Origin of the sequence: Mesorhizobium waimense, assembly GCF_003601975.1 — a bacterium.
Lineage (GTDB): Bacteria > Pseudomonadota > Alphaproteobacteria > Rhizobiales > Rhizobiaceae > Mesorhizobium > Mesorhizobium waimense.
Genome location: NZ_QZWZ01000060.1, coordinates 1 through 20,367 on the forward strand (window position 1 = coordinate 1; position 20,367 = coordinate 20,367).

Below are 20,367 nucleotides of genomic sequence, written 5' to 3' on the forward strand. Positions count from 1 at the left end.
GGGCAGGCGCAGCCCGATGCCAATTACCAGAGGATCGTCAGCAAGATCGGCAAGGCTCCCCCGCAGTACCCGGACATCGACGACGAGTGACGACGCACCGTGCCGCATCGAAAGGGTGGGTAATTACTGACATGCTGCGTAACGGAAGCACGAAAACTTTGTCCGATACTGCGGGCCGCCGCTGTAGAAGGAGCGACCGCGGCTAGCGCTGCGGAGCCGTCGAGCCCTCATGCTGCTTGCGCCACCCGTACCGGGTCAAGCCCCGCGGCTTGTACAGCGACAGCGCCACCGGCACGAGCAACACGAGCAGCCCTCCCGCTGCGTGGATCACAGGCGAGACCCTCAACCCCCGAAGATCCGCGCTGGATAACATCGTCTCTGCAGAGACGTCTGCTAAATAGCCGATTAGCTCCAGCTGAAGCAGCAGGACGATGGTGACAAGGACGTTCAGAAGTAGTTTCGCCACGACCCAATAATGGCGGAACAGGCCCCATGGGGTGCCCAGTGACTGGACAAGCCCGGTGACCAATGAGGCCAGAACCAGCGGAACGATGACGTACCAGGCGGTCAACTCCATCGCGAGATAGGCGGCGCGCACGACCTGCGAATCTGTGCTGGTCAGGCCGGCGACGGCGAGAGCCAGGAAGCCGGCGACCGCACCGAGAGTGCCGACCGAGGACGTGACGTGCGCGGTGAGCGCGAACTTGCGAAAGCCTGGTGTCATGGTCATGGCTGTTGCGTGCCAGGCTCTGTAACGCTGGAGGACGGCAGGTGCCGACCGGGACCGTGGGGTCCGCCGACGCCGGTGAAGAGCGCAGCGATGACCAGCAGAACCAGGATGATCGCGATGATCCCCGCAATTTTCACCCAGCGCGGTGCGCCGGGGTAGGAAGGCGGGTCGGCCATGTGCGTTCCCTCCGTCGCCGCTTAATGACAACCAATTTTATCGAGACGAAGTGTCTATATCAAGTCACAATGTCTCATATCTCGACAAAGTCGTCTCGTCAGGTATCTTGGAGTGATGCCGAAGCTATGGAACGAAACCATCGATGCGCATCGCCGCGCGGTGCACGACGCGACCCTGGACGCCGCCGCGGCGCTGGTAGCCAAGCACGGGTTGCTGTCGGTGACGATGGCGAAAATCGCCGAGGAGACCGGAATAGGTCGCGCGACGCTGTACAAATACTTCCCGGACGTTAAAGCGATCCTTGTCGCCTGGCACGAACGCCAGGTCACCGGTCACCTCGAACATCTCATTGCGATCCGGGACATGGCCGGCGACGCTGGCGAGCGAATCGAAGCGGTGCTCGAGGCCTACGCGTTCATTTCCCACGAACACCACGGGACTGAACTCGCGGCGCGCCTGCATAGAGGTGAGCACGTCGCCCGAGCGCAGCACCATCTCCACCAGCTCATCCGCGATCTGCTGGCCGAAGGCGCAGCGACGGGCGACCTCCGGAACGACGTCGCGCCCGACGAGCTCGCGACCTATTGCCTCCACGCCCTCACAGCGGCCAGTAGCCTGCCGTCCAAGGCCGCAGTCCGCCGGCTCGTCACCGTCACTCTGGCGGGATTGCGACCTCGCGGCTAATCCGTGTCAACTGCGGACCCGAGACGTTGACACAGAGTTCGTGTGGTTGCGATCGAGGAGTTTCTTGCTCTGCATGTTGCCGGCGTGCTGCGGTCTTCTCGGTGAGCAAAGACCAAACGGAAGCACACCGCGTGGCCCTGTGAGCTTGGAGTCAAAGGCAGATGAGCAAAGCCGGCCAATCCATTGTCGTGACCATGGGCGAACCCGCGGGAATAGGCACCGAGATCACGCTTGGCGCATGGTTGCGTCTTCGGGAAACCGATTGGGCCTTTTATCTCCTGCATGATCCCTCTCACGTCTCGGAACTCGCACGGGCACTATCTTTGCGTGTTCCCGTAAAAGTCATCGCACATCCGAGAGAGGCGCGCGCGGCATTCAGGGAAGCGCTGCCCGTCATGCCCATCTCTCTCCCGGCGCCTATCCGGATGGGTGAGCCGGATTCCCGGAACGCCGCATCGGTAATCGACGCTATTCGCCTCGCCGTCGAACTGACTGCAACAGGCGTCCGCTCTCGTGACGAACCCGATCCAGAAGTCGGTTCTGTACGAAAGCGGTTTTCCGTTTCCAGGACACACGGAATTTCTCGTGGAACTTAGCGGTGCCGGTTATCGCGCAACCATGATGCTCGCCAGCGAAGAATTGAAGGTCGTCCCAGTCTCGATACATGAGGCACTGGCCTCAGCCGTCTGCGGACTATCAAAGCAGAGAATCGTGGATGTCGCGCGGGCCACGGCCTCGGGATTGAACCGGGACTTCGGAATTCCGAATCCACGCCTGGCGATCGCCGGACTCAATCCGCATGCCGGCGAAAGCGGCAGCATGGGCCGCGAGGAAATCGAGACAATCGCTCCGGCAATTGAAATTCTGAAGCGGGAAGGAATCGATGCCTCGGGACCATATCCGCCGGACACGATGTTCACGCCACGTGCCCGCCAAACTTACGACGCGGCAATCTGCATGTATCACGACCAGGCATTGATCCCGCTGAAGACACTGGATGTCGATGGAGGAGTGAACATCACCATGGGCTTGCCATTTGTGCGTACGTCGCCGGACCACGGCACAGCCCTGGACATCGCCGGGCGTGGGGTGGCGGATCCCGGCAGCCTCATCTCTGCCATCGGGATGGCCGCCAGGATTGCGGAACATCGTTCTCTTTCAAAAAAGGAACCCGCGCGTGAGAAAGATACGTCTTGGTGTCAACATCGACCACGTCGCCACGATCCGCAACGCGCGCGGCGGCAGCCATCCCGACCACGTCGCCGCCGCCGAACTGGCTCTGGAAGCAGGAGCGGATGGCATCACCTTGCACCTGCGTGAGGATCGCCGTCATATCGGGGAAGACGATCTGCGGCGCCTCGCGGCGACGATAAAAGCGCCGATCAACCTTGAGATGGCGGCCACGGAAGAGATGGTTGCCATCGCCTTGGCTGCGCGTCCGCACGCGGTATGCCTCGTGCCGGAGCGGCGCGAGGAGGTCACAACCGAGGGCGGCCTCGACGCCGCGGGCAGTCGCAAGACGCTGCAACCGGTCATCGCGAGGCTCAGCGAAGCGGGAATTCGCGTATCGTTGTTCATCGATCCCGATGAATCTCAAGTCAGGGCCGCAGCCGAGATGAAGGCGCCGGTAGTCGAACTCCATACGGGACGCTACGCGGGGACTGACGGTCAATCACGCCGCGCAGAACTCGACAGGCTGGTTCGGGCTGCCGCGACCACGCGGACTTCCAACATCGAATGTCACGAGGGCCACGGGCTGACGTTTGAAAACGTGTCCGACGTTGCCGCCATCCCGGAAGTCGTCGAGTTGAACATTGGCCATTTCCTGATTGGTGAGGCCATTTTCATCGGCTTGAGGGCCGGCATCTCTGAAATGAGGCAGCGCATCGCAGCCACGGCGGCGCGGGCACTGCTATCTCGGCTTTGATATCATACCTACATTGAATGCTAAGACCGACGCTGGAGGTGATCAGATGAGACGATCTTTGGTGATGATCGCTGCAAGCTTGATATCGGGCTTTGCGTTGACGGCAGCCTCGACAGGATCAGCGTCAGGAGCCGAGGCGGTCTCGGTTTCGCAGGTTTCGCAGTTGAAGGACCGCACCCACATCCATGGGCTGGCCATCGACAGGGAGGATTCGCAAAGACTCCTGATCGCGACGCACCACGGAGTATTCCGCGCCGAGCCGGACGGGAAGGCAGAACTCATTTCGCCGGTGCAGGACTTCATGGGATTCACCCCGGATCCCTCCGATCCGAAGTCGCTGTACGCCAGCGGCCACCCCGCGGGCGGCGGCAATCTCGGTTTCATCGCCTCAACCGACAACGGCGTTACCTGGGAGCAGGTCGCGCCGGGAGTTGGTGGCCCGGTCGACTTCCACCAGATGACGGTCAGCTTGGTCGATCCTCGGGTTCTCTACGGCGCCTATGGCTCGCTCCAGGTAAGCCAGGATGCCGGGAAGACATGGTCGCTGGTTGGACCGCTGCCGGAAAAGCTGATCGACCTCGCTGCATCGGCAAAGAGCGCCAACACGGTCTACGCCGCAACGGAAGGAGGCCTGCTGGTTAGCAGGGACGGGGGCCAAAGCTGGGAAACGGTCATCAGTGGCGCGCCCGTCAGTTTGATCGAGGTGACAGCCGACGGTTCCCTCTACGCGTTTGTGCTCGGCCAAGGTCTTGTCCGGGCGGCAGAGGCCGACATGGTCTTCAAAACGACCTCCGCGTCCTGGGGCGACCAGATCCTGTTGCATATGGCGGTCGATCCCGCCGACAGCAATCGGATGTTCATCGCCTCGCATCACGGTAATGTCTTCGCCAGCACCGACGGCGGCACAAATTGGGCCGCATTCGGCCAATGACGTCATCGTGGCAATGGATCGCCGTTTAGCCGGCAGGTTCGCGGTTGCCGCGGCGGTCGCTGCTTCCTCTGCGATTGCAGCAGTCGGCGGGTATATGTTCCTTGTCGGCAGTTCGAGCGCACTTCTCGAACCTGATGATTCCCAGCTCGTCGCGCACGGCAAGGTGATCTACATGGAACATTGCGCCTCCTGCCATGGCCGAAACCTCGAAGGGCAGCCGGACTGGAAGACGCTGGACAAGGAAGGGTTTCTCCCCGGCCCGCCGCATGACGAGAGCGGGCACACCTGGCACCATCCGGACACGACGCTGTTCAAGATAACGAAACTCGGCATTGCCGAGGCCGCCAATCTCAAGGACTACAAGACCAGGATGGCCGGTTTCCGGGAAACGCTGAGCGACGACGACATCATCGCGGCCTTGTCCTTCATCAAGTCGCGGTGGCCGGAAGACGTCCGTCGCCGACACGACCAGCTGAATCGTGCCTACGAACGTCGAGACTCTTCCGCGAGATGAGCCGCAACATGTCGGCGACGCGCCAACTCGCGGTAAAACGCCTCCTGCGTGACGCCGATCTCGGAGGCCGCCTGATACCAGCGCCCTTTGGGGGGTAACTTGCCGTCGTTGAATGCCATCCAGGCATCCAATCTCGCTGCAACTGATTTCAGGGACAGAATCTCGGCACGTGTCCGCGTCCGGTGCATTTCGCCTGCCAGATGGCGCATCAGTGCCGAAGCCAGATCGGGATCGCTTTCAATGGCCGTCTTGGCCTTCGTCATCGGCACGGCCCGGACCGCCGATTTCTCGGCTGCTAGGGCATCGCACTGATATCGATCAGCGAACAACGAAGCCTCGGCAACGATCGAACCGGAGCCGGCACGTTGCAGCGTCAGCTGCAGTCCGTGCGGTAGTGCCCTGACCAACCGCACCTCACCTGCGGTGACGATAAAGAGCGATCGGACCGGGTCGTCCATGCGGAACAGGACGTCTTCAACAGCAAGCTGCTGCTCCCGCTCCGCTAGCGTCAGGAGACGTTCGAATAAAAGTTTGGACATGATCGCGATCATGTCGTTAGTCCCCCAATCGTGTCAAACGTCGCAGGATCCGGAACGATGGAGATATACCGATGAACCGCATGTTTTCTGCAGCGCTCATGCTGGCGCTCCTGGCGGCCGTACCGGCGGTCGCCCAGAACCATGGTCTTCATGGGGTCTCAGAACAGGCTAACCCGCCTTCGCCATATTCGGGGATGGAGACGCGTAGCGTGAAAGCGCTGTCAGATGACCAGATCGCCGACCTTGAGGCGGGCCGCGGGATGGGGTTGGCGTTGTCGGCCGAACTAAACGGATATCCGGGTCCGTCACATGTCCTCGAACTCGCCGAAGCTCTCAGCCTGACCAGCAAACAAGCGACGCATACCAGGGAACTGTTGGGCCAGATGAAGGCGGTGACCATTCCGCTGGGAAAGCGGCTCATCAAGGAGGAAGCCGAGCTGGATCGCCTGTTTGCCGAAAGGACGATTACGACGACCCGCCTCATTGAAATGACAAAGGCCATCGCCGACGTGCAAGGCGCTCTACGGACGGCGCACTTGCGTTACCATCTCGATATGGTCCAGCTACTTACTCCCGAGCAGGTCCGCCGATATTCCCAACTTCGCGGTTATGCTGGAAGCGCAAATTGAGCAGGCACATCGCTTCGGTCCCACATCGGATGGGACGGATTTGTAAAGCGAGCCGTTCTATTTCAATATCTTGCGTCTCTTTGTTTAAGTCGTGCAGGACCAAATGCAGTACCGAGCGCCTTGGAGCAATCGGCCTTGTCGTTCGCGCGACGGTGCAGAGGCGGGCCCCGCGAGCGGCTGCCGACAACGCGTCCCGATGCCGGGCTTGCGGAGCAGACCGCCTGTCCACGCTATTCGCGTAGACTCCTCGTTTCCTTCCTCGCGGCTTCGGTCCGAAGATCGAGGTATCCGGCTAGGTCGATCAGATGGACACCCTTTGCGCATTTTTGGCTGTCTTCGATCCGCACGAGGGGGAGCGCAATCTCGCCCATAGAGATTTTTCGGATCAATTTGGTCGGCGTGGGATGAAAGAAGTAGTCTCGGCAGATGTCCGCGACCGGGATTATTGCCTTCCCATCATACTGAGCCATCAAAAGGAATGCTGTGTTCATGCTGCTGCCCTCCGATATCCCGCCCGCAGCCTAGCTAAAACAGGGAATCGGCGGATTCGTTTAACAAGCTCGGGACGCAGCCGCGAGAGGTAGGCCTCGAGGTGGGCAGTTATCGAGTTTCGACACCGGCCGAGACCGATCCACTGGGATCAAGGCTCTCCTCGCTGCACCAAGGCATCAGGCGGCCTTATTCGAACAAGAGTTGGGGCGTCAGGCGCGCTTGAAACGCGCCTGCATCTGCTCGCGAAATTCGTCCGACGTGATCTCGCCGGCGACATACCGCGCGTTGGCCGCCTCGAGAACCGGATCGTGGGTGTAGCCCTGCCGGATGTTCGCGGCGCGGGCCTGATCGGTGGCCTTCTTGCGCTTGGCAATGGCCTCCGGGGAACGATCCGGACGTGGGGAATGGATGGTCATCCGCAAATCTCCAATTACGCTGCACATTGGAAGAAAAAGCGCTGAAACTCCAGCGCTTTGCGGTGTTTTCCGGCCTTCCGAGAGTGAGCGCCCGGCTTTTGGCCGGGCGCTTTGCAGCGATTAATCGCGGGGTTCCCATTCGATGATCGCCTGCAGAGACGGGTCGTCCTGGCCCGGGAAGCGGCCGAGATTGGCGTTGAAGCTGAGGCGCTTGATCGAGAGCGTGTAGTAGGGCTTGCCCTCCGCGTTCTTCTTTTTCCAGATGCCGCCGACCTCGATGTCATGGCCGCGCGGAGACTTGGCATAGACGCGATGCGTCGGTGCTTTTTCGTTGTCGGAGCTGAACGGCACGGCGGCGATATCCAGGTCACGTTCGATGGTGGAGATGAGGCCCTTGCCCTTGGCGGCGTCGAGGTCGTCAGCATCGAACTGGATGTAGTTGGTGGTGGTCATGTCAGTCACTCCTCTTTGGTGGTTGCGATGATCGTTCAAATGGCACGGCGGAAAGCGGTGTGCACCGAAGGCTGGAGCGCAGCGGAAGAGGCCGGAGGGCACAAAAATTTGTCGCGCGAGGAAGCCGCAGGCGGGGAAATTTTTGGGACAGCCGGCTTTGCGCAAACCGCGTCGACGTGCGAACGAGCGTCAAAAGCAACCACCGGGGAGGGGTGAGACATTACGGTTTTGGCAACATTCACCCTGTTCGTTGTCCACCTGGCACGACGAGTAATGAGCCTATATTAGTCATTATCTGAGACAATACAACGAGTTTTCCGGGGTTTCGTGCCAAACATGCGAAGCAATATGGCTCGCGCCGCTTGCCAAGCCATAGCACCGATTTGGCTATGTCCGGTCAAGGCATCTGTGAGGACTTGGCGCGGCGATAAAGATGCGGACTTTCGATGTCAGCCGACCAGATCCCCAAACCGTTGCCACGCGCGCGGTTCTCGGCCTCCCCGTACTCGACCAGACTGATAGGATGGGACGACGGCAGATATCGAAGCATCGCCTCGGCTAGCCCGGCGTTCACCATGGCGAGGCCCACATCGGTATCGCCGATGAAGCACTGCCCGACCAATCGGCGATACCGGTCCTGGTCGATGATATCGCAGCGGACATGCTGTCCGTCGATCATCTTTCGAAGGTAACTGCGCGCAATGACACCGCAACGCCAGGTCTGGCCATCCTTTAAGCCGGTCTGGTCGAGTTCGCATGCATCGATCGCGGCAATCCGAATGCGCTGCTGACGGATACTGATCGTGTCGCCGTCGATTACCCGCGCCTGCCCGGACCATGCCGACGGCTCGGCCGCCGCATCCATGCACCAGATTGCGGCCACGGCCGCCAATATCGTTGGAAATCTCAATTCAATGCCTCCATGGAATTACGGGCTGCCAGCCCGAAAATCGAGCGGGAAAGATGAAGCTCGCCGGCTGCGGCGCGGTCCGTCATGGCCCGCAAGTAGCCGCCCGGCGATTTAACTTCCTGCCGGTCGTATTTCTGCAGCGTCACCGCGATCGCGACCGCTGCCTGCTGCTCGCCCATCTGTTCGACGGCGCGGTGGCGCGCGTCATCGGAAATGCCCGTCAGGCGGCACATCTGCGGCACGAGCCGCGCCAGATCGGCCCAACTGCGGGGCAGGGCAAAGCCGTAAGCCTTTAAGGCCGGTATTGCCCGCACCAGGTCTTGCAATGCCACTACCGCCTGCGGCTGGCGCTCTCGCCCGTTGACTTGGCTCGAAGCGTCCCCCAGGCTTGGTTCATAAGCCGTCTTGCTGGCGGAGCCAGCCTCTAGCAGATGAAGTTGTTCGGCGTTAGCCGAACGCCGATTATCATTACTCTCTTCAAGAGGATCAGGATTTGTAGTCTGTTTGTGCATGCCGTTTTCGGCATACGTGCATGTCGAATTTTCTGTTTCCGGCGAAGATTCTGGACGGCGTGGGAGCTGCATCAGGCGCCCCACAAACCAGTCGAAAAGCGCTGAGGCACGTCGGAGAAGGGCGCTCGGCGCCTTGGAGGCAACGCCGACAATGGCGACGACCCGTTCGACGCGGCCCGCAATGCGTGCCAGGGCGCGATCCGACGGCCTCGTAGCCGTTGCAAGAGCATAGCGTAGGTTGCGCAGCGCGCCGCGGTAGCGGCGCAATGCTGCGCTCGCGGCCGATTTTTCGGCCTTGGCTTGCCGCACGAGCTGGTCGAGCTCGCGATAACGAACGATCAGAATCCGCATGTCGATCCCGCAACCATCGACAATCGCACCGTCGCCAATGCGCACCGGATAGCGCTTGTAATTGCCGCTATCCTGCATCGTGATCAAGCCAGCGTCGAAAAGGCTGGACAGCAATCGGCTCACACGACCGGCTGAGCGGCCGATCTCGAAGCCAAGCTGCTGGTTGGACTTGAAGATGATCGGACGGCCGGACTTGTCGAAGGCCTCGGCCGGGGCCGTGTTGATCAGAGTCACCAAAAGATGGCTTTCGGTCGCGCTGATCAATCCAGTGCATGTGAGGTTTTGTACAAGCACTGCAAGCTGGCCGCGCGTCACCGTTCCAATCTCGGCCGACTGTGCCAGTCGCCGGTAATCGGCACGTTGGGGCGTCATTCGGCGACCGATTGGCCGCCGATCCTTATGGGGGTCACCCATGTCCTCGTCTCCTTTGTTAGGGACCAGGCAAAGCTTCCCCGTTCACCGAAGCGGAGTTTCTCAGTTGACAGGGAAGGGAGGGTTTGCGAAAAAGGTTTTGGCTTATTTTTTCTTTGCAAACCCGCTTCCGGATTTTCGTTCGGGAGCGGTTTTTCTTTTTCTGGGCCGGTCTGTCTCTCCGTCTTAAATCGTTAGAATGCGCACGTCGGAATCATGCTGATTCCGATGATTTGCGAAGCATAACCGGAATAACCGTTTTGGCGCAAGAATTGTGCTACACGCGCCGTCCACCAGAAGAACCCGGCGGCTCACAGAATGCGGATTTCCTTGCTTTTCTGTGTTTTTCAAGTGCAATACATTTAGACACGACTTTATGGCGGTATACCGTATTGGCTCTCCACAGCAGGAAATAGTCGGCATGGCGAACCATGTCGGCTATTCAAGGCGGGAAGGGGAGTTTGAGGGGAGGGGCGGGCCTCCCCTCAAAATGACAATAAGGCCGGTCGATCGGGCCTTATTCATTCAGCGGCCGCCTCGACCGCGCTTTGATAATTGATTGTGAGGCCGGTCGCGCGGGAGACACGCAACCGGCCTGCGGCTGATGCTTATTCAGCCGCTTCGGGGAACTGCTCGTTATCCTCGATGTCCGTTTCGTGCTCGACAGGCCTCGCCTCGTCGGCGGCAGCGATCCGCACAGGGGCGGGTATCCAGCCGCTACCGGCAACAAGTCGCTCAGCGATCGTGACCGCTTCGGTCTTTTTGGCCGCTGCTTTGACGGAAAGCTCCGCCTCTCGGCCCTTGGCTTCGGCCACGGCAAGCGCGATGGTGGTCCGGTTGACGTGCTTGAAATAGCTGTCGCCGGTCGTCTCGAACCACTCGGCCATGCCGACATTGAGTGCTCGGCCTAGCTGGTTGGCCTGCTCGATGCCCTTCTTGCGGTCGGTGAACTTCTTCTCCACCGCGTTGACCGCATGAGCAGCACCAAAGGCCAGCAGCGAAAGAAGCGTGTCCTGCGGCTGCTCTAGCAGCCAATCGAACAGATCGGCGGGATTGCCCGGCAGGCGATGGCCGTAGTTTTCGGACAGGTCATTGAACGCCGCAAGGCCCTTGCAGCTTTCGGCGTTCTTCATCGAAGGCTTCAACCGCTCATGGGTGATCGACAGTTGAAGCGCGCTTTGCTCCGAATTGTATGGATAGGCCACTTGCAACAGTATGGCATGCACCACGGCGATAAGGGCTATGTCAGGATTGTTCGCCAGTTCGACGCGCAGCGCGGCGGTTTTGTGGGCCGTCAGGTCTTCTATAAGAGCCGCCGAATGCGTGACGGTCGGAATTGCGGGCTTTGCTTCGCCTGCGATACTCGGCAAGCCCTCGTCGGCCTCGCCCTCGCCTGTCACCTCGGCATCGTCCGGCTTCACAAAGCCGCGCTCGATAGAAAGCCTGCCGTAATAGTCGAGCATGACGAAAGCGCCGCCGTTCGCCAGTGCCTCGGGGCTATAGGCTTCCGTGCGGGCGGTCAGGGCGTCAATCCGCTTTTCGACTTCCTCAAGCTTTGCCTCGGCCTCATCTTCGGCGGCACCGCTCTCGATCAGTTCGGCAAGCTCGTCATATTCTGCCTGTGCGGCATCAAGCGCTGCCTGATCTTCCTCGGAAAGGCTCACGTCTTCCGGATAGTGGCGCTCCATGCTGTGAAGCCCGTCCGGCATGGAAGCGCGGCACTCCACCCATTTCCAGCCTTCGGCGCGTACCGTCCCGGCCTCCGCCTCAAGCTTCTCGGCCACCAGCTTTTCTAGCAGCACCGTATCAGTGGCATAACCGGCGTTGCGTTCATCGAACAGATCGCGCTTGACCGCACCACCCGCCGCTTCATAGGCGGCCAGCCCGCCGATGAACTGGACCCGCTTGTCCGTCGCGGCAACCAATTCCTCGGTGAGCGCACGCCGGATGGAAAAAGCATCACGGTTCCAAGAGGGCAGGGCACTCCATACGTCAACCTGCCGCTGGTGATCATCGCTGACGGTGAAGGCCGACAAAACTGCGCAAAACTCATGTCCTCGTCGCGGAACATCTGCAACAGCACCGGCGACACGCGCGCCAAGGCCAGCCGCTTGCGCACGATGGTTTCGGTTGTTCCGAATCGAGCGGCGATATCAGCGATTTCCTTGCCCTCGTCGGCAAGGACGCTGAAAGCCTCGTATTGATCGACCGGGTGCATCGCTTAGGTTATTCGTCAACTGTCCTGCTCGGTCGATCGGATTGATATTGCTGTCATTTTTGTCCGCACGCCATTTCGGGCTGTATCTTGAGCGTCTGAGCCTCTGCTGTGAAATGCAGAAGAGAAGTGGAGCGAGAAGTAGTATGACGGGAGTGAAACGCCCCGACGGGTCGAACACCAAAAGATCGCGCGGGGAAGGTCCGAGAAGGGAGCCGTCATTCCGGCCGCGTTGTTCAATGGCGCCGATACGCCAAATTCCGGACCCTCGTCCACTCCATCTCATCGTCAGCGTGATTGAGAGCGGCTAGACTCGGCTAGACTCTAGTCGGCCGTGAGCCTGGCCACTGCCTCCGGCCCTGTGGTGCCTGCGAGCGCGGCCGCGACCAGCTTCCGGGACGGAGCGCTTGGCTCCGCTTCATAAAGGACAATTCGCGCCAATCTTTTCGACGCCGAGTTCAGTCAGCGCATCGATATTCGGAGCTGGCCTGCGTGCCATGGCGAGAATCCATCTTTACGCTTTACGCTGTCATCGCTGGACGGCGGAGCGGTCGAAGAAAGCCTCGGCAGCCTGCCTTGGCGATCCAGATCGGCATGATGCATTGTCCCGACAAGCCATAGCGGTCATTGTCCCGATACTGGAAGCGGTTTCCAGCAGATTTTCCAGCGGGCATACAGGAATGCATGAAGCAGCACGCAGGTGAAGCCAAGGATACACTCGCCGGCCTTGTCGAACGGGTGACGTTTCACAATGACGAGAACGGCTTCTGCGTCCTTCGGGTCAAGGCACGGGGAAAGCGGGACCTTGTCACCGTCGTCGGCCATGCTGCCGTGATCTCGACCGGTGAGTTCGTCCAGGCCACCGGGCACTGGAACAATGACCGTACGCACGGCGTCCAGTTCCGGGCGCAATTTCTCAAGGCCATGCCTCCCACGACGATCGAGGGGATCGAAAAGTATCTTGGCTCGGGCATGATCCGCGGGATCGGGCCGGTGTATGCGAAGAAGCTGGTCCGCGCCTTCGGCGAACAGGTGTTCGATATCATCGAAGCGGAGCCGGATCGGCTGCGTGAAGTGACAGGAATTGGCCCGAAACGCGCGGATGGAATCATCGCAGGCTGGGCCGAGCAACGGGTCATCCGGGACATCATGATTTTTCTCCATGCCCACGGGGTCGGCACCTCGCGCGCAGTCAGGATCTACAAGACCTATGGCACCGATGCCGTCCAGCTGATTTCCGAAGATCCATACCGGCTGGCGCGCGACATTCGTGGCATTGGTTTCAGGACCGCAGATGCCGTTGCCATGAAGCTTGGCATCGAGAAGACCGCGATGATCCGAGCGCGGGCTGGCATCTCCTATGCCTTGACCGAGGCTCTCGATGACGGCCATTGTGGAATGCCGCGCGATGAATTGCTGCCGCTGGCGGTCAAGCTGCTCGAAATCCCCGAGACCATCATATTGGAGGCGCTCCGCTTTGAACTCAATGCCGGTTCTGTGATCGCCGACGAAGTCGATGGCCGGCCTTGCATCTTCCTCGCTGGACTTTACCGGGCAGAGCAGTCGATCGCCGCGCGTATTAAGTTTCTCGTTCATGGCGTCCTGCCATGGCCGGAGATCGATGCCGGCAAGGCCATTCCATGGGTCGAGGAGAAAACCGGACTTGCCCTAGCCGAAAGCCAGAGGGAGGCAGTGCAAACCGCCCTCGCTTCCAAGGTGATGGTGATCACCGGCGGCCCGGGCGTGGGTAAGACGACGCTGGTCAATTCGATCCTGCGGATCCTCGCCGCCAAGAAGGTAAACTTGCTTCTGTGTGCGCCGACCGGCCGGGCGGCCAAGCGCCTGACGGAAACCACCGGGCGAGAAGCCAAGACCATTCACCGGCTGCTGGAAGTCGATCCGAAGAATGGCAGGTTCAAGCGCAACGAGGAGGACCCGCTCGAATGCGATCTGCTCGTTGTCGACGAAACCTCCATGGTCGATGTGATACTGATGAACGCGCTGCTGAAGGCCCTGAGCAATGGTTCGGCCGTGATCTTCGTCGGCGACGTCAACCAGCTTCCCCCTGTCGGACCCGGTCAGGCATTGGCGGACATCATCACCAGCGGCATGGTCCCTGTGGTGCATCTGACGGAGGTGTTTCGGCAGGCGGCAGAAAGCCAGATCATCCAGAACGCACACAAGATCAACCGTGGCCAGATCCCCGACCTGTCGCGGCCGGATGGCGAGACGGACTTTTATTTCGTGCCGGCCGATGATCCCGAGATCGCCGTCGAGCGACTGGTCCATATCGTCAAGGAGCGCATTCCCAGCCGGTTCGACGTCGATCCCGTACGCGATATCCAGATCCTCTGCCCCATGAACCGCGGCGGTCTCGGCGCCCGCTCGCTCAATATCGACCTGCAGAAGGCGCTCAATCCGCGTGGTGAGCCGAAGGTCGAGAAGTTTGGTACCGCCTTCACCATTGGCGACAAGGTGATGCAGGTCGAGAATGACTACGACAAGGAGGTCTACAACGGTGATGTCGGTTTCGTCGAAGCCATCGATCCCGAGCTCGGCGAGATGATGATCAATTTCGACGGGCGCTCCGTCACATTCGCCTTTGGCGAGCTTGACCAGGTTGTTCTCGCCTATGCGACGACGATCCACAAATCCCAAGGTTCGGAGTATCCCGTGGTGGTTATCCCGGTGATGACGCAGCATTACGCCATGCTGCAACGGAACCTGCTCTACACCGGCGTCACGCGCGGCAAGCGGCTCGTTATCCTGCTCGGCCAAAAGCGGGCCGTTGCGATCGCGGTGAAGAATGTTTCAGGGCGAAGGAGGTGGTCCAAACTTCGGGAGTGGCTGACCGCATACCCGCACGCTGTCCACGAAGTTCATCAATAGCGATCGCTCCATCAAACGTTTCCGGAGCCAAACCGGCCCTTGGTCGAAACGGCGGAGGGTCGCATGTGGGTCGATCTTTTCCTTTCCTCAAGGGCTCAGAAGGGTGGAATGCGGCCCCATGAGTTGAGCCGACCAAGACGAGGCCGTCGCGCCACTTCCAGAGGCTCTCGGTGCTCTATCGAGCGTCGCGTCTCGACGCCAAAGCCGCAGGTCGGCATCAGCCGGGCGAGCTGCTCACCTTGACACCGATTCGTCCACTGGTGGGGGATCTCAGGCGGCCAATGTGAATCCCACGGAACTCTTCTCCCGCCCGACTCAGTCATCGATTTCAATTCTGCCAGATCGGAGGAAATCCAGAAATCGAATGCCCCGGCATCGTAATGTCTGCTGCAGGCTCAAGAGAACACAGTATTCGCTTGTACCTTTCGGCGTACTCGAAGCCATCAAGTTCCGAATACGGGTAAACGCTCGAACTGCGTGCTCGGCGTTATTGTTATTCCAGGGAACGTTGTCGTAATCGAGGAACGCGAAGAGTGTTTCCTTGTTCTTGTCGATCCTCCGTTTCAGGGCCAATCCAGCCTCTGTCGTGCATCGCAGTTCCGCCACGTCGCTGAGAAATCTTTCGGCCGACCGCTTGTGCTTTCCGAGATTTCGCTTCTTCAGCCCGTATCTGTCGATGGTTTCGACGATCTCCCGAAGTAGCGACCCGAACCGCGTGGCGATGAACGTCAGCTCTTCATTGAAGGGGTGCTTGAGTATGTCCTCGTTAATATCGCGCATTAGGTGGATTAGGCATTTCTGCTGCGGGCAAGGCACCGCGTCGTATGCGCCGTAGAAATCGCTAACCAATACGCCCTTAAAGCCTGCCAACACGTCATCCAATATCGATGCTTCACGCGATGATGAGTAAACGTAAGCGACGGACGTGAGGTTGGCGAATATCCAGATGTAATGGCCGCCACCGTGGACGACGCCCTTGGTCTCGTCGGCATTTACAAGGGGGCCGCTTCTGATCTGTTCGAGGATCCAACGATAAGTCGGCTCGTAATACCTTGCCATCTCGGACTTTGCGTGCCGCACCGTGGACTTCGTAATCGACACATTGAAGACGGTGGCGATGTGTTCGGCTATCTTTTGGCGCGATAGGCGCATCTCGATCAGGAGATAGATGATGTAGGCGCGGAGGTTGTGGCCATATTTCGAGTGCATCCGACAGATCGTCGTTTCTGCCTTGCATGTACCGCAGCGGTAACTGCCGTATCGGTAACGCACAACCCATCGCTTAATCCCACGGCGGGTGAACTTCAGATCGAAAATGATGCGGGAACAACGTTCGCGAACCCACATTTTCGATGCACCGCATCTGGAACAGTAGGCGGGTTTGTCATTGACAAATACCTCCTTGTCCACGGAAACTTTCTTGACGGGGTTCACACTCTTCGCGACGATCCGCCGGATCGCCTTGTTGGTGCGCACATAGATCTTTGATCTTTGGTAGTCCCAGTATGCGGCCGCGTTGATCTTCTCGAATTCGGGCAGCGCGTTCCGGAACTTCCCGAAGGTCCGTTGGAATCCGACCTCCAGCGATGCGACATTCACGGTTTCCAAATTCGTCCCGCCGCCGGATTCGCTGGTAGCGCAAATCCGGGCGAGAGCCTTGGCAACCAGCGCGGTCGCGCGGCAGTCCTCCATGTTGTATGCAATCAGCTCGCGCCGCAGTGCCTCGTCGGAAGTGAGTTCCCAACATCGTCGGATTAGCATGGCGGCGCTGCCTGACGCTTGTGGCCAAGTCCACTCAAAGCCAAGCCACCGGGCGATATCCTTCAAACCGTTCGAGTACGTCGGGAAATAAATTCTTCCGTAGATGCTGCCCAGAAGGTTCACGGAGCTGTCGATGAGTCCGTCGAGAAACTCGGACCCGTCAGCGGGCGGGCTCCACCGCTCCCTCATATGTTTGAGGAAGCGGCTTTCATATGCGCCGTAATGCACAATCTGCGGCTTCTCGACCAGCTTGAGGGCACTCAGGCATTGCCGCCAGATTTCGCGCTCGCCTTCCGGCCCGTCGGCCCAAAAGGACTTCTCAACAGGAATGCCTTCCGCTTCGTATCTAAGTCCGATGAGGTAATAGTAGTCCCGGTCGGGAACACCCTCGACGTCCATGAAAACTGGCGTCCCTTGGATCGACAGCGTTGGAGAACCGACGACGTGGGTCTGAGCTTTCTTGATGGCGAGGGCCTTGAGCTTGTGATCGTGTTTCACCGGCGGGCTTGCACGAGGGGCGGTCGACTTAGTTCGCCTTTGGCGTCGCGGACGATAGCCGTAGGAAAGCTGCGTGATGGTTGAAATGCCCTTTTCACCGTTTCGCGCCCGTTCCTTTGCGGTCATGGCTCCGAGGAGGCTGAGGTCTTCCCGTTCAACTGCGAGGGCTCGGCACCGCGCCCGGAAATCGCATATTGCGCAATGGTTGTTGAGGACGAGCGGGGGCGGTTCTTTGGCCAGGCAGACCGAAGCAATTACCTCTATGATTTGCTGCGTTTTCGAGAGGTGCTCGGCAATCCTGACGGTCCTGCCGCTGTAGTCTTCACCACGAATGATTCTCCCGTACGACGGAATTTCTCCCCCACTCGCCTGCTGGATCGCCATAGCCCCAAAGCAAACGAGAAGATCGTCGGACCGGTCACGTTTATTCCATGCAGAAAAAACAATCGGGACATAGTCGTGACCAGGGTCAGATCTCTCGGTCTGGCTGCCTACCCGCGCAGTCACAGGCAGGTCCCGCGTGCACGCCGCAGTCTCACAATCCACAAGTAGGGTGGGCGTGTACCCGGCGGGGGCATCAGTCAGCCGCAAGTCGTCGAATGGTACCACGTTGGTCGATCCCATTCGGGAGCTTTGGCTCACCTTGGCCTTGTACGCGGCCGAAATGCGCCCGAGCGTGTCAGCGAAGAAGGTGTCTGGCGACTGGCCGCCATGCGCCATGAGATACGCTTTCGTCGAGCACTTCAGGTAAGCGACAAAGACTGCGGCACTGATGTTCGCGCTCGCGTCCATCCCATTCCAATCATACGAACTTCATTGTGATCACTGAAGTGGCTGCCACCGGAACGCCGCCACCGCATGCGCAACAATACCATGATAAAGCTATCCGCACGGGTCGAGCCCTGCCGTTGGAGTGTTGGTCGCAACCGACATTTCCGCGGAAATCACTCCACTTCTTTTGAATTTGACATCTGCAGACGTCACCGGCGGGAACGCGGAACCAGGGCGATGGGTTTCAGCGCCTGGTCGCGCTCCTTGATGAGCCGCGCAGTGTGACGCTTCTGCCTAGCGACTTCGGCTTCCGCTTCGAGGATGCGCTTCAGCAGCACGGCATTTTCGGTGGTGCGGCGGCGCTCCTCGATCTTCAGGACTTGGATGAGGGAGCGCTGTTGCGCGAGCTTGTCCTCCCAGGCGGCAAGCTTGTCGGGTACGATTCGCTGCCGGTCGGCGCGGCGCAATTCCTCGATCATCGCCCGATGGTTGGTGTAGATGGCGTTGCGGCCGACGCGAGCCTCGCGCGCCAGCGTCGTCACGCTCAGACGATAGGGGCGTTTCTGCAAGGCGGGGTGCGTGGGCAGGCCCTTGATCAGTCGCTCCAGCGCCTCCCGGAGTTTGCGGTCGGTGTTGCGCAGGCGTTTTTCATGAGCGCTGAGCGGCGGCATTTGTGCGGTCTTACGGGGCATCCGCGTCCTCCATTCTGGCGGCGAGCTCGGTCAGGATCCGATCGCATTCGGCGATCCGGGCCTCGGCGAGCGCCCGGCTCGTCGGGTCGAGCGCGGTTTGGTCAAGAAGCCTGGCATTGCGCGCACGGCGCGCTTCCCACACCGGCCGATGCTTGGCTGTGACGGCGAAGTTGGCGCAGGAGATGCAGGTACTCTCGGTCCTGAGCGCCGGGTTCGGTCCCTTGTCATCGCCGAAGCAGGCGGAGGTTTCGACCCGGTAGATGCAATAGCCCCAATCACAGACCCCAAGCCGCAGGTCGGTCTCCTTCATCAGGAAGGCGACATAGGCCTGGACATCACCGTCACGCGTACGGCCGCGGAACCGGGAGCGGGCGGCGATCATCCGTCCGCCCTTGCCACCGAGCGCCGCCGCCGTGAGCAGTTCCTCGAGCGCGGTGCGCGTCTCCTCTTTGGTGTGGCGGTCAATGAGGTCGTCGAGGGCGAAGTCGGTGCCGACATAGCCGCGATCGGTCATGACGCGGGTGACATGACCGAAGTGTGCCTGGAGGGCATGCAGTCCAGAGCGGTCGCGCTTGCCGACGAAGCGCGCAAAGGTCTTGCGGCCCTGATGCGTGTTCAGATGCCAGGGCTCACCCTGATGGGGTGGCAGATCGATGAACGGCGCGAACTGATCGTTTAGGCGCCTGATGATGGTGGAGGCAACAGGAATGCCGATCCGGGGCGCTGGCCCCATCAGTCCGCTGCTGGCCATCACCAGCCAGAGATCGGGGCGTCCGGTTGGAGAGCGCAGCGGGGCGGACAATTGCTCCATGATCATGATGGCGCGTTCGACCGGCGCCGGCGCAACCCAGCGATGGGCCTCGCCATGAGCCCCACGCGCCGTCTTGTAGATGCTGCCGACCAGATAGGCGAAGCTCTCGGTGCCGTCGGTGGACGGATGGTGTTCGATGCACCCGACCTGAAGCCCCAGGATCTCCGAGACCCGGGCGCCGATCAGATAGGCGACGACGACAAAGCAGGCGTCGTAGATGCGATCGATGAGATTCCGCACCTGCTTGGTGCTGGTGACGGGAGCCGTCTGCCAAGGCGTGTCCTCGCCTGGGAGCGTCGAGAAGGTGAACGCGGCGATCGCGGCGATAACGACGAAGCCGGCCTTGGTCTGGCTGATGCCTCGAGCAAGGGCATCGTCATAGGCCGCCTGCGCCTGGGCCTGAAGCGCGATGACGTCATCGGCCGGCGTGCCGATCAGGCTGAGCGCCGCCGAGACGAGCGGCACGGCGATTTCGTCCGGGGTGTAGGGCAGCCAGCCACGATCATGACGGGCGATGGGTGGACTGATCCCCGGGAACGGCTCGGCGATCCCAACTTCCGGGAACTTCGCGCCCTGCAGATAGAGCCGCGTCAGCAGATTGTGGTACGAACGCAGTGTGCCCGACGCCAGCGGCTTGCCCGACCGGATTCCAGGGCGTGTCGCCATCAGCGCCAGAAAGCGCTCGGATGCATCGCGATCGAGTTCGGCAAAGCATCGATAGCCTTGCTCCACCATCCAGCGGACCAGCATGCGCAAGTGCTTGAAGCAGGAGACGAGCGTTCCGTCATGGAGATGGCGCCGTCCGGGAGGCGGGTCGACCTTCAGGCTCCACAGGAAGACCTTCGCCGCCTCCCGCCAGTCCGCCCATTGCGGGTCGATGAACCGGCTGTCGTCGACAAGGGCAAAGCCCCAGTCGAGCGAGAAGTCGCTGCGGTTGCCGCCGGGACGGAGCCCGTCGAGATGCCAGACCTGATCCGACCAGACGGAGCGCGTCGACACCCGGATTGCGGTCCGGGACGCGGCAGCCAGGCTGAGTGCGGACGACGCGGTCATC

Annotated in this window: 18 protein-coding genes and 1 pseudogene; 7 read left to right on the plus strand and 12 right to left on the minus strand. The window is 60.4% G+C overall.

Features of this window, described 5'->3' with window-relative positions:
• Positions 1–202: 202 nt before the first annotated feature.
• Positions 203–730, minus strand: a complete 528-nt coding sequence (locus D3227_RS35750) for a hypothetical protein (RefSeq protein ID WP_120018824.1) — start codon at positions 728–730, stop codon at positions 203–205.
• Entirely contained in the window at positions 727–906 is a 180-nt protein-coding gene (locus tag D3227_RS35755) for a hypothetical protein (protein WP_120018825.1), read from the minus strand. The genes D3227_RS35750 and D3227_RS35755 overlap by 4 nt, the downstream gene beginning before the upstream one ends.
• Before the next feature lie 115 nt (positions 907–1,021).
• Here D3227_RS35755 and D3227_RS35760 point away from each other — a divergent pair, with 115 nt between their 5' ends.
• The 5 genes and pseudogenes from D3227_RS35760 to D3227_RS35780 all read left to right on the plus strand — a co-directional run bounded on the left by D3227_RS35760 (position 1,022) and on the right by D3227_RS35780 (position 4,963).
• Positions 1,022–1,591 (plus strand): TetR/AcrR family transcriptional regulator, encoded by a 570-nt coding sequence (locus tag D3227_RS35760; RefSeq protein WP_120018826.1) that lies wholly within the window; start codon positions 1,022–1,024, stop codon positions 1,589–1,591.
• Positions 1,592–1,752: 161 nt separating this feature from the next.
• Positions 1,753–2,740 (plus strand): annotated as a pseudogene (gene pdxA, locus D3227_RS35765) (4-hydroxythreonine-4-phosphate dehydrogenase PdxA); the annotation flags it as partial.
• Positions 2,741–2,768: 28 nt separating this feature from the next.
• Complete coding sequence (locus D3227_RS35770; protein WP_120018827.1) at positions 2,769–3,518, plus strand: pyridoxine 5'-phosphate synthase; 750 nt, start codon at positions 2,769–2,771, stop codon at positions 3,516–3,518.
• Positions 3,519–3,564: 46 nt separating this feature from the next.
• The gene (locus D3227_RS35775; RefSeq protein ID WP_120018828.1) at positions 3,565–4,449 is read left to right on the plus strand and encodes a WD40/YVTN/BNR-like repeat-containing protein; all 885 of its coding nucleotides are present in this window, start codon (positions 3,565–3,567) and stop codon (positions 4,447–4,449) included.
• Positions 4,450–4,543: 94 nt separating this feature from the next.
• Entirely contained in the window at positions 4,544–4,963 is a 420-nt protein-coding gene (locus D3227_RS35780; protein WP_208646546.1) for a c-type cytochrome, read from the plus strand.
• Here D3227_RS35780 and D3227_RS35785 read toward each other — a convergent pair.
• Positions 4,933–5,514 (minus strand): Crp/Fnr family transcriptional regulator, encoded by a 582-nt coding sequence (locus D3227_RS35785; protein ID WP_120018830.1) that lies wholly within the window; start codon positions 5,512–5,514, stop codon positions 4,933–4,935. The genes D3227_RS35780 and D3227_RS35785 overlap by 31 nt on opposite strands.
• Before the next feature lie 59 nt (positions 5,515–5,573).
• Between D3227_RS35785 and D3227_RS35790 the strand changes: the two genes are divergently transcribed.
• On the plus strand, positions 5,574–6,131 hold the full coding sequence (locus tag D3227_RS35790; RefSeq protein ID WP_245452062.1) for a Spy/CpxP family protein refolding chaperone: 558 nt from the start codon (positions 5,574–5,576) through the stop codon (positions 6,129–6,131).
• Between the two features lie 230 nt (positions 6,132–6,361).
• On the opposite strand, the gene D3227_RS35795 is transcribed toward D3227_RS35790, so the two are convergent.
• The 6 genes from D3227_RS35795 to D3227_RS35820 all read right to left on the minus strand — a co-directional run bounded on the left by D3227_RS35795 (position 6,362) and on the right by D3227_RS35820 (position 11,601).
• On the minus strand, positions 6,362–6,622 hold the full coding sequence (locus tag D3227_RS35795) for a pyocin activator PrtN family protein (RefSeq protein WP_120018831.1): 261 nt from the start codon (positions 6,620–6,622) through the stop codon (positions 6,362–6,364).
• Between the two features lie 210 nt (positions 6,623–6,832).
• Positions 6,833–7,039, minus strand: coding sequence for an antitoxin VbhA family protein (locus D3227_RS35800; RefSeq protein ID WP_120018832.1), 207 nt, complete (start codon positions 7,037–7,039; stop codon positions 6,833–6,835).
• A 120-nt stretch (positions 7,040–7,159) separates the two neighbouring features.
• Positions 7,160–7,492: a DUF736 family protein gene (locus D3227_RS35805; RefSeq protein ID WP_120018833.1), complete on the minus strand. Its 333-nt coding sequence runs from the start codon at positions 7,490–7,492 to the stop codon at positions 7,160–7,162.
• Between the two features lie 397 nt (positions 7,493–7,889).
• Positions 7,890–8,357, minus strand: coding sequence for a thermonuclease family protein (locus D3227_RS35810; RefSeq protein ID WP_120018854.1), 468 nt, complete (start codon positions 8,355–8,357; stop codon positions 7,890–7,892).
• Positions 8,358–8,398: 41 nt separating this feature from the next.
• Positions 8,399–9,679, minus strand: coding sequence for a plasmid replication protein RepC (repC, locus tag D3227_RS35815; RefSeq protein ID WP_120018834.1), 1,281 nt, complete (start codon positions 9,677–9,679; stop codon positions 8,399–8,401).
• Between the two features lie 605 nt (positions 9,680–10,284).
• Positions 10,285–11,601: a hypothetical protein gene (locus D3227_RS35820; protein ID WP_245452063.1), complete on the minus strand. Its 1,317-nt coding sequence runs from the start codon at positions 11,599–11,601 to the stop codon at positions 10,285–10,287.
• 974 nt (positions 11,602–12,575) lie between these two features.
• Between D3227_RS35820 and recD2 the strand changes: the two genes are divergently transcribed.
• Positions 12,576–14,780 (plus strand): SF1B family DNA helicase RecD2, encoded by a 2,205-nt coding sequence (gene recD2, locus D3227_RS35825; protein WP_120018835.1) that lies wholly within the window; start codon positions 12,576–12,578, stop codon positions 14,778–14,780.
• A 315-nt stretch (positions 14,781–15,095) separates the two neighbouring features.
• On the opposite strand, the gene D3227_RS35830 is transcribed toward recD2, so the two are convergent.
• From D3227_RS35830 to D3227_RS35840, 3 genes are all read right to left on the minus strand, one after another.
• The gene (locus D3227_RS35830; RefSeq protein ID WP_120018836.1) at positions 15,096–17,831 is read right to left on the minus strand and encodes a TM0106 family RecB-like putative nuclease; all 2,736 of its coding nucleotides are present in this window, start codon (positions 17,829–17,831) and stop codon (positions 15,096–15,098) included.
• 188 nt (positions 17,832–18,019) lie between these two features.
• On the minus strand, positions 18,020–18,502 hold the full coding sequence (locus tag D3227_RS35835; protein ID WP_120018837.1) for a hypothetical protein: 483 nt from the start codon (positions 18,500–18,502) through the stop codon (positions 18,020–18,022).
• A complete protein-coding gene (locus tag D3227_RS35840) occupies positions 18,492–20,366 on the minus strand; it encodes a site-specific integrase (protein WP_120018838.1) in 1,875 nt (624 codons plus the stop codon). The genes D3227_RS35835 and D3227_RS35840 overlap by 11 nt, the downstream gene beginning before the upstream one ends.
• Position 20,367 lies beyond the last annotated feature (1 nt).

Excerpts from the sequence above, each read along its gene's own strand:
- D3227_RS35780 (WP_208646546.1), top strand. The coding sequence starts at position 4,544 with ATGTTCCTTGTCGGCAGTTCGAGCGCACTTCTCGAACCTGATGATTCC.
- D3227_RS35775 (WP_120018828.1), top strand. The coding sequence starts at position 3,565 with ATGAGACGATCTTTGGTGATGATCGCTGCAAGCTTGATATCGGGCTTT.
- D3227_RS35785 (WP_120018830.1), bottom strand. The coding sequence starts at position 5,514 with ATGATCGCGATCATGTCCAAACTTTTATTCGAACGTCTCCTGACGCTA.
- D3227_RS35795 (WP_120018831.1), bottom strand. The coding sequence starts at position 6,622 with ATGAACACAGCATTCCTTTTGATGGCTCAGTATGATGGGAAGGCAATA.
- D3227_RS35760 (WP_120018826.1), top strand. The coding sequence starts at position 1,022 with ATGCCGAAGCTATGGAACGAAACCATCGATGCGCATCGCCGCGCGGTG.
- repC (WP_120018834.1), bottom strand. The coding sequence starts at position 9,679 with ATGGGTGACCCCCATAAGGATCGGCGGCCAATCGGTCGCCGAATGACG.
- D3227_RS35810 (WP_120018854.1), bottom strand. The coding sequence starts at position 8,357 with ATGGATGCGGCGGCCGAGCCGTCGGCATGGTCCGGGCAGGCGCGGGTA.
- D3227_RS35800 (WP_120018832.1), bottom strand. The coding sequence starts at position 7,039 with ATGACCATCCATTCCCCACGTCCGGATCGTTCCCCGGAGGCCATTGCC.
- D3227_RS35755 (WP_120018825.1), bottom strand. The coding sequence starts at position 906 with ATGGCCGACCCGCCTTCCTACCCCGGCGCACCGCGCTGGGTGAAAATT.
- recD2 (WP_120018835.1), top strand. The coding sequence starts at position 12,576 with ATGAAGCAGCACGCAGGTGAAGCCAAGGATACACTCGCCGGCCTTGTC.
- D3227_RS35790 (WP_245452062.1), top strand. The coding sequence starts at position 5,574 with ATGAACCGCATGTTTTCTGCAGCGCTCATGCTGGCGCTCCTGGCGGCC.
- D3227_RS35840 (WP_120018838.1), bottom strand. The coding sequence starts at position 20,366 with ATGACCGCGTCGTCCGCACTCAGCCTGGCTGCCGCGTCCCGGACCGCA.
- D3227_RS35750 (WP_120018824.1), bottom strand. The coding sequence starts at position 730 with ATGACCATGACACCAGGCTTTCGCAAGTTCGCGCTCACCGCGCACGTC.
- D3227_RS35835 (WP_120018837.1), bottom strand. The coding sequence starts at position 18,502 with ATGCCCCGTAAGACCGCACAAATGCCGCCGCTCAGCGCTCATGAAAAA.
- D3227_RS35805 (WP_120018833.1), bottom strand. The coding sequence starts at position 7,492 with ATGACCACCACCAACTACATCCAGTTCGATGCTGACGACCTCGACGCC.
- D3227_RS35830 (WP_120018836.1), bottom strand. The coding sequence starts at position 17,831 with ATGGACGCGAGCGCGAACATCAGTGCCGCAGTCTTTGTCGCTTACCTG.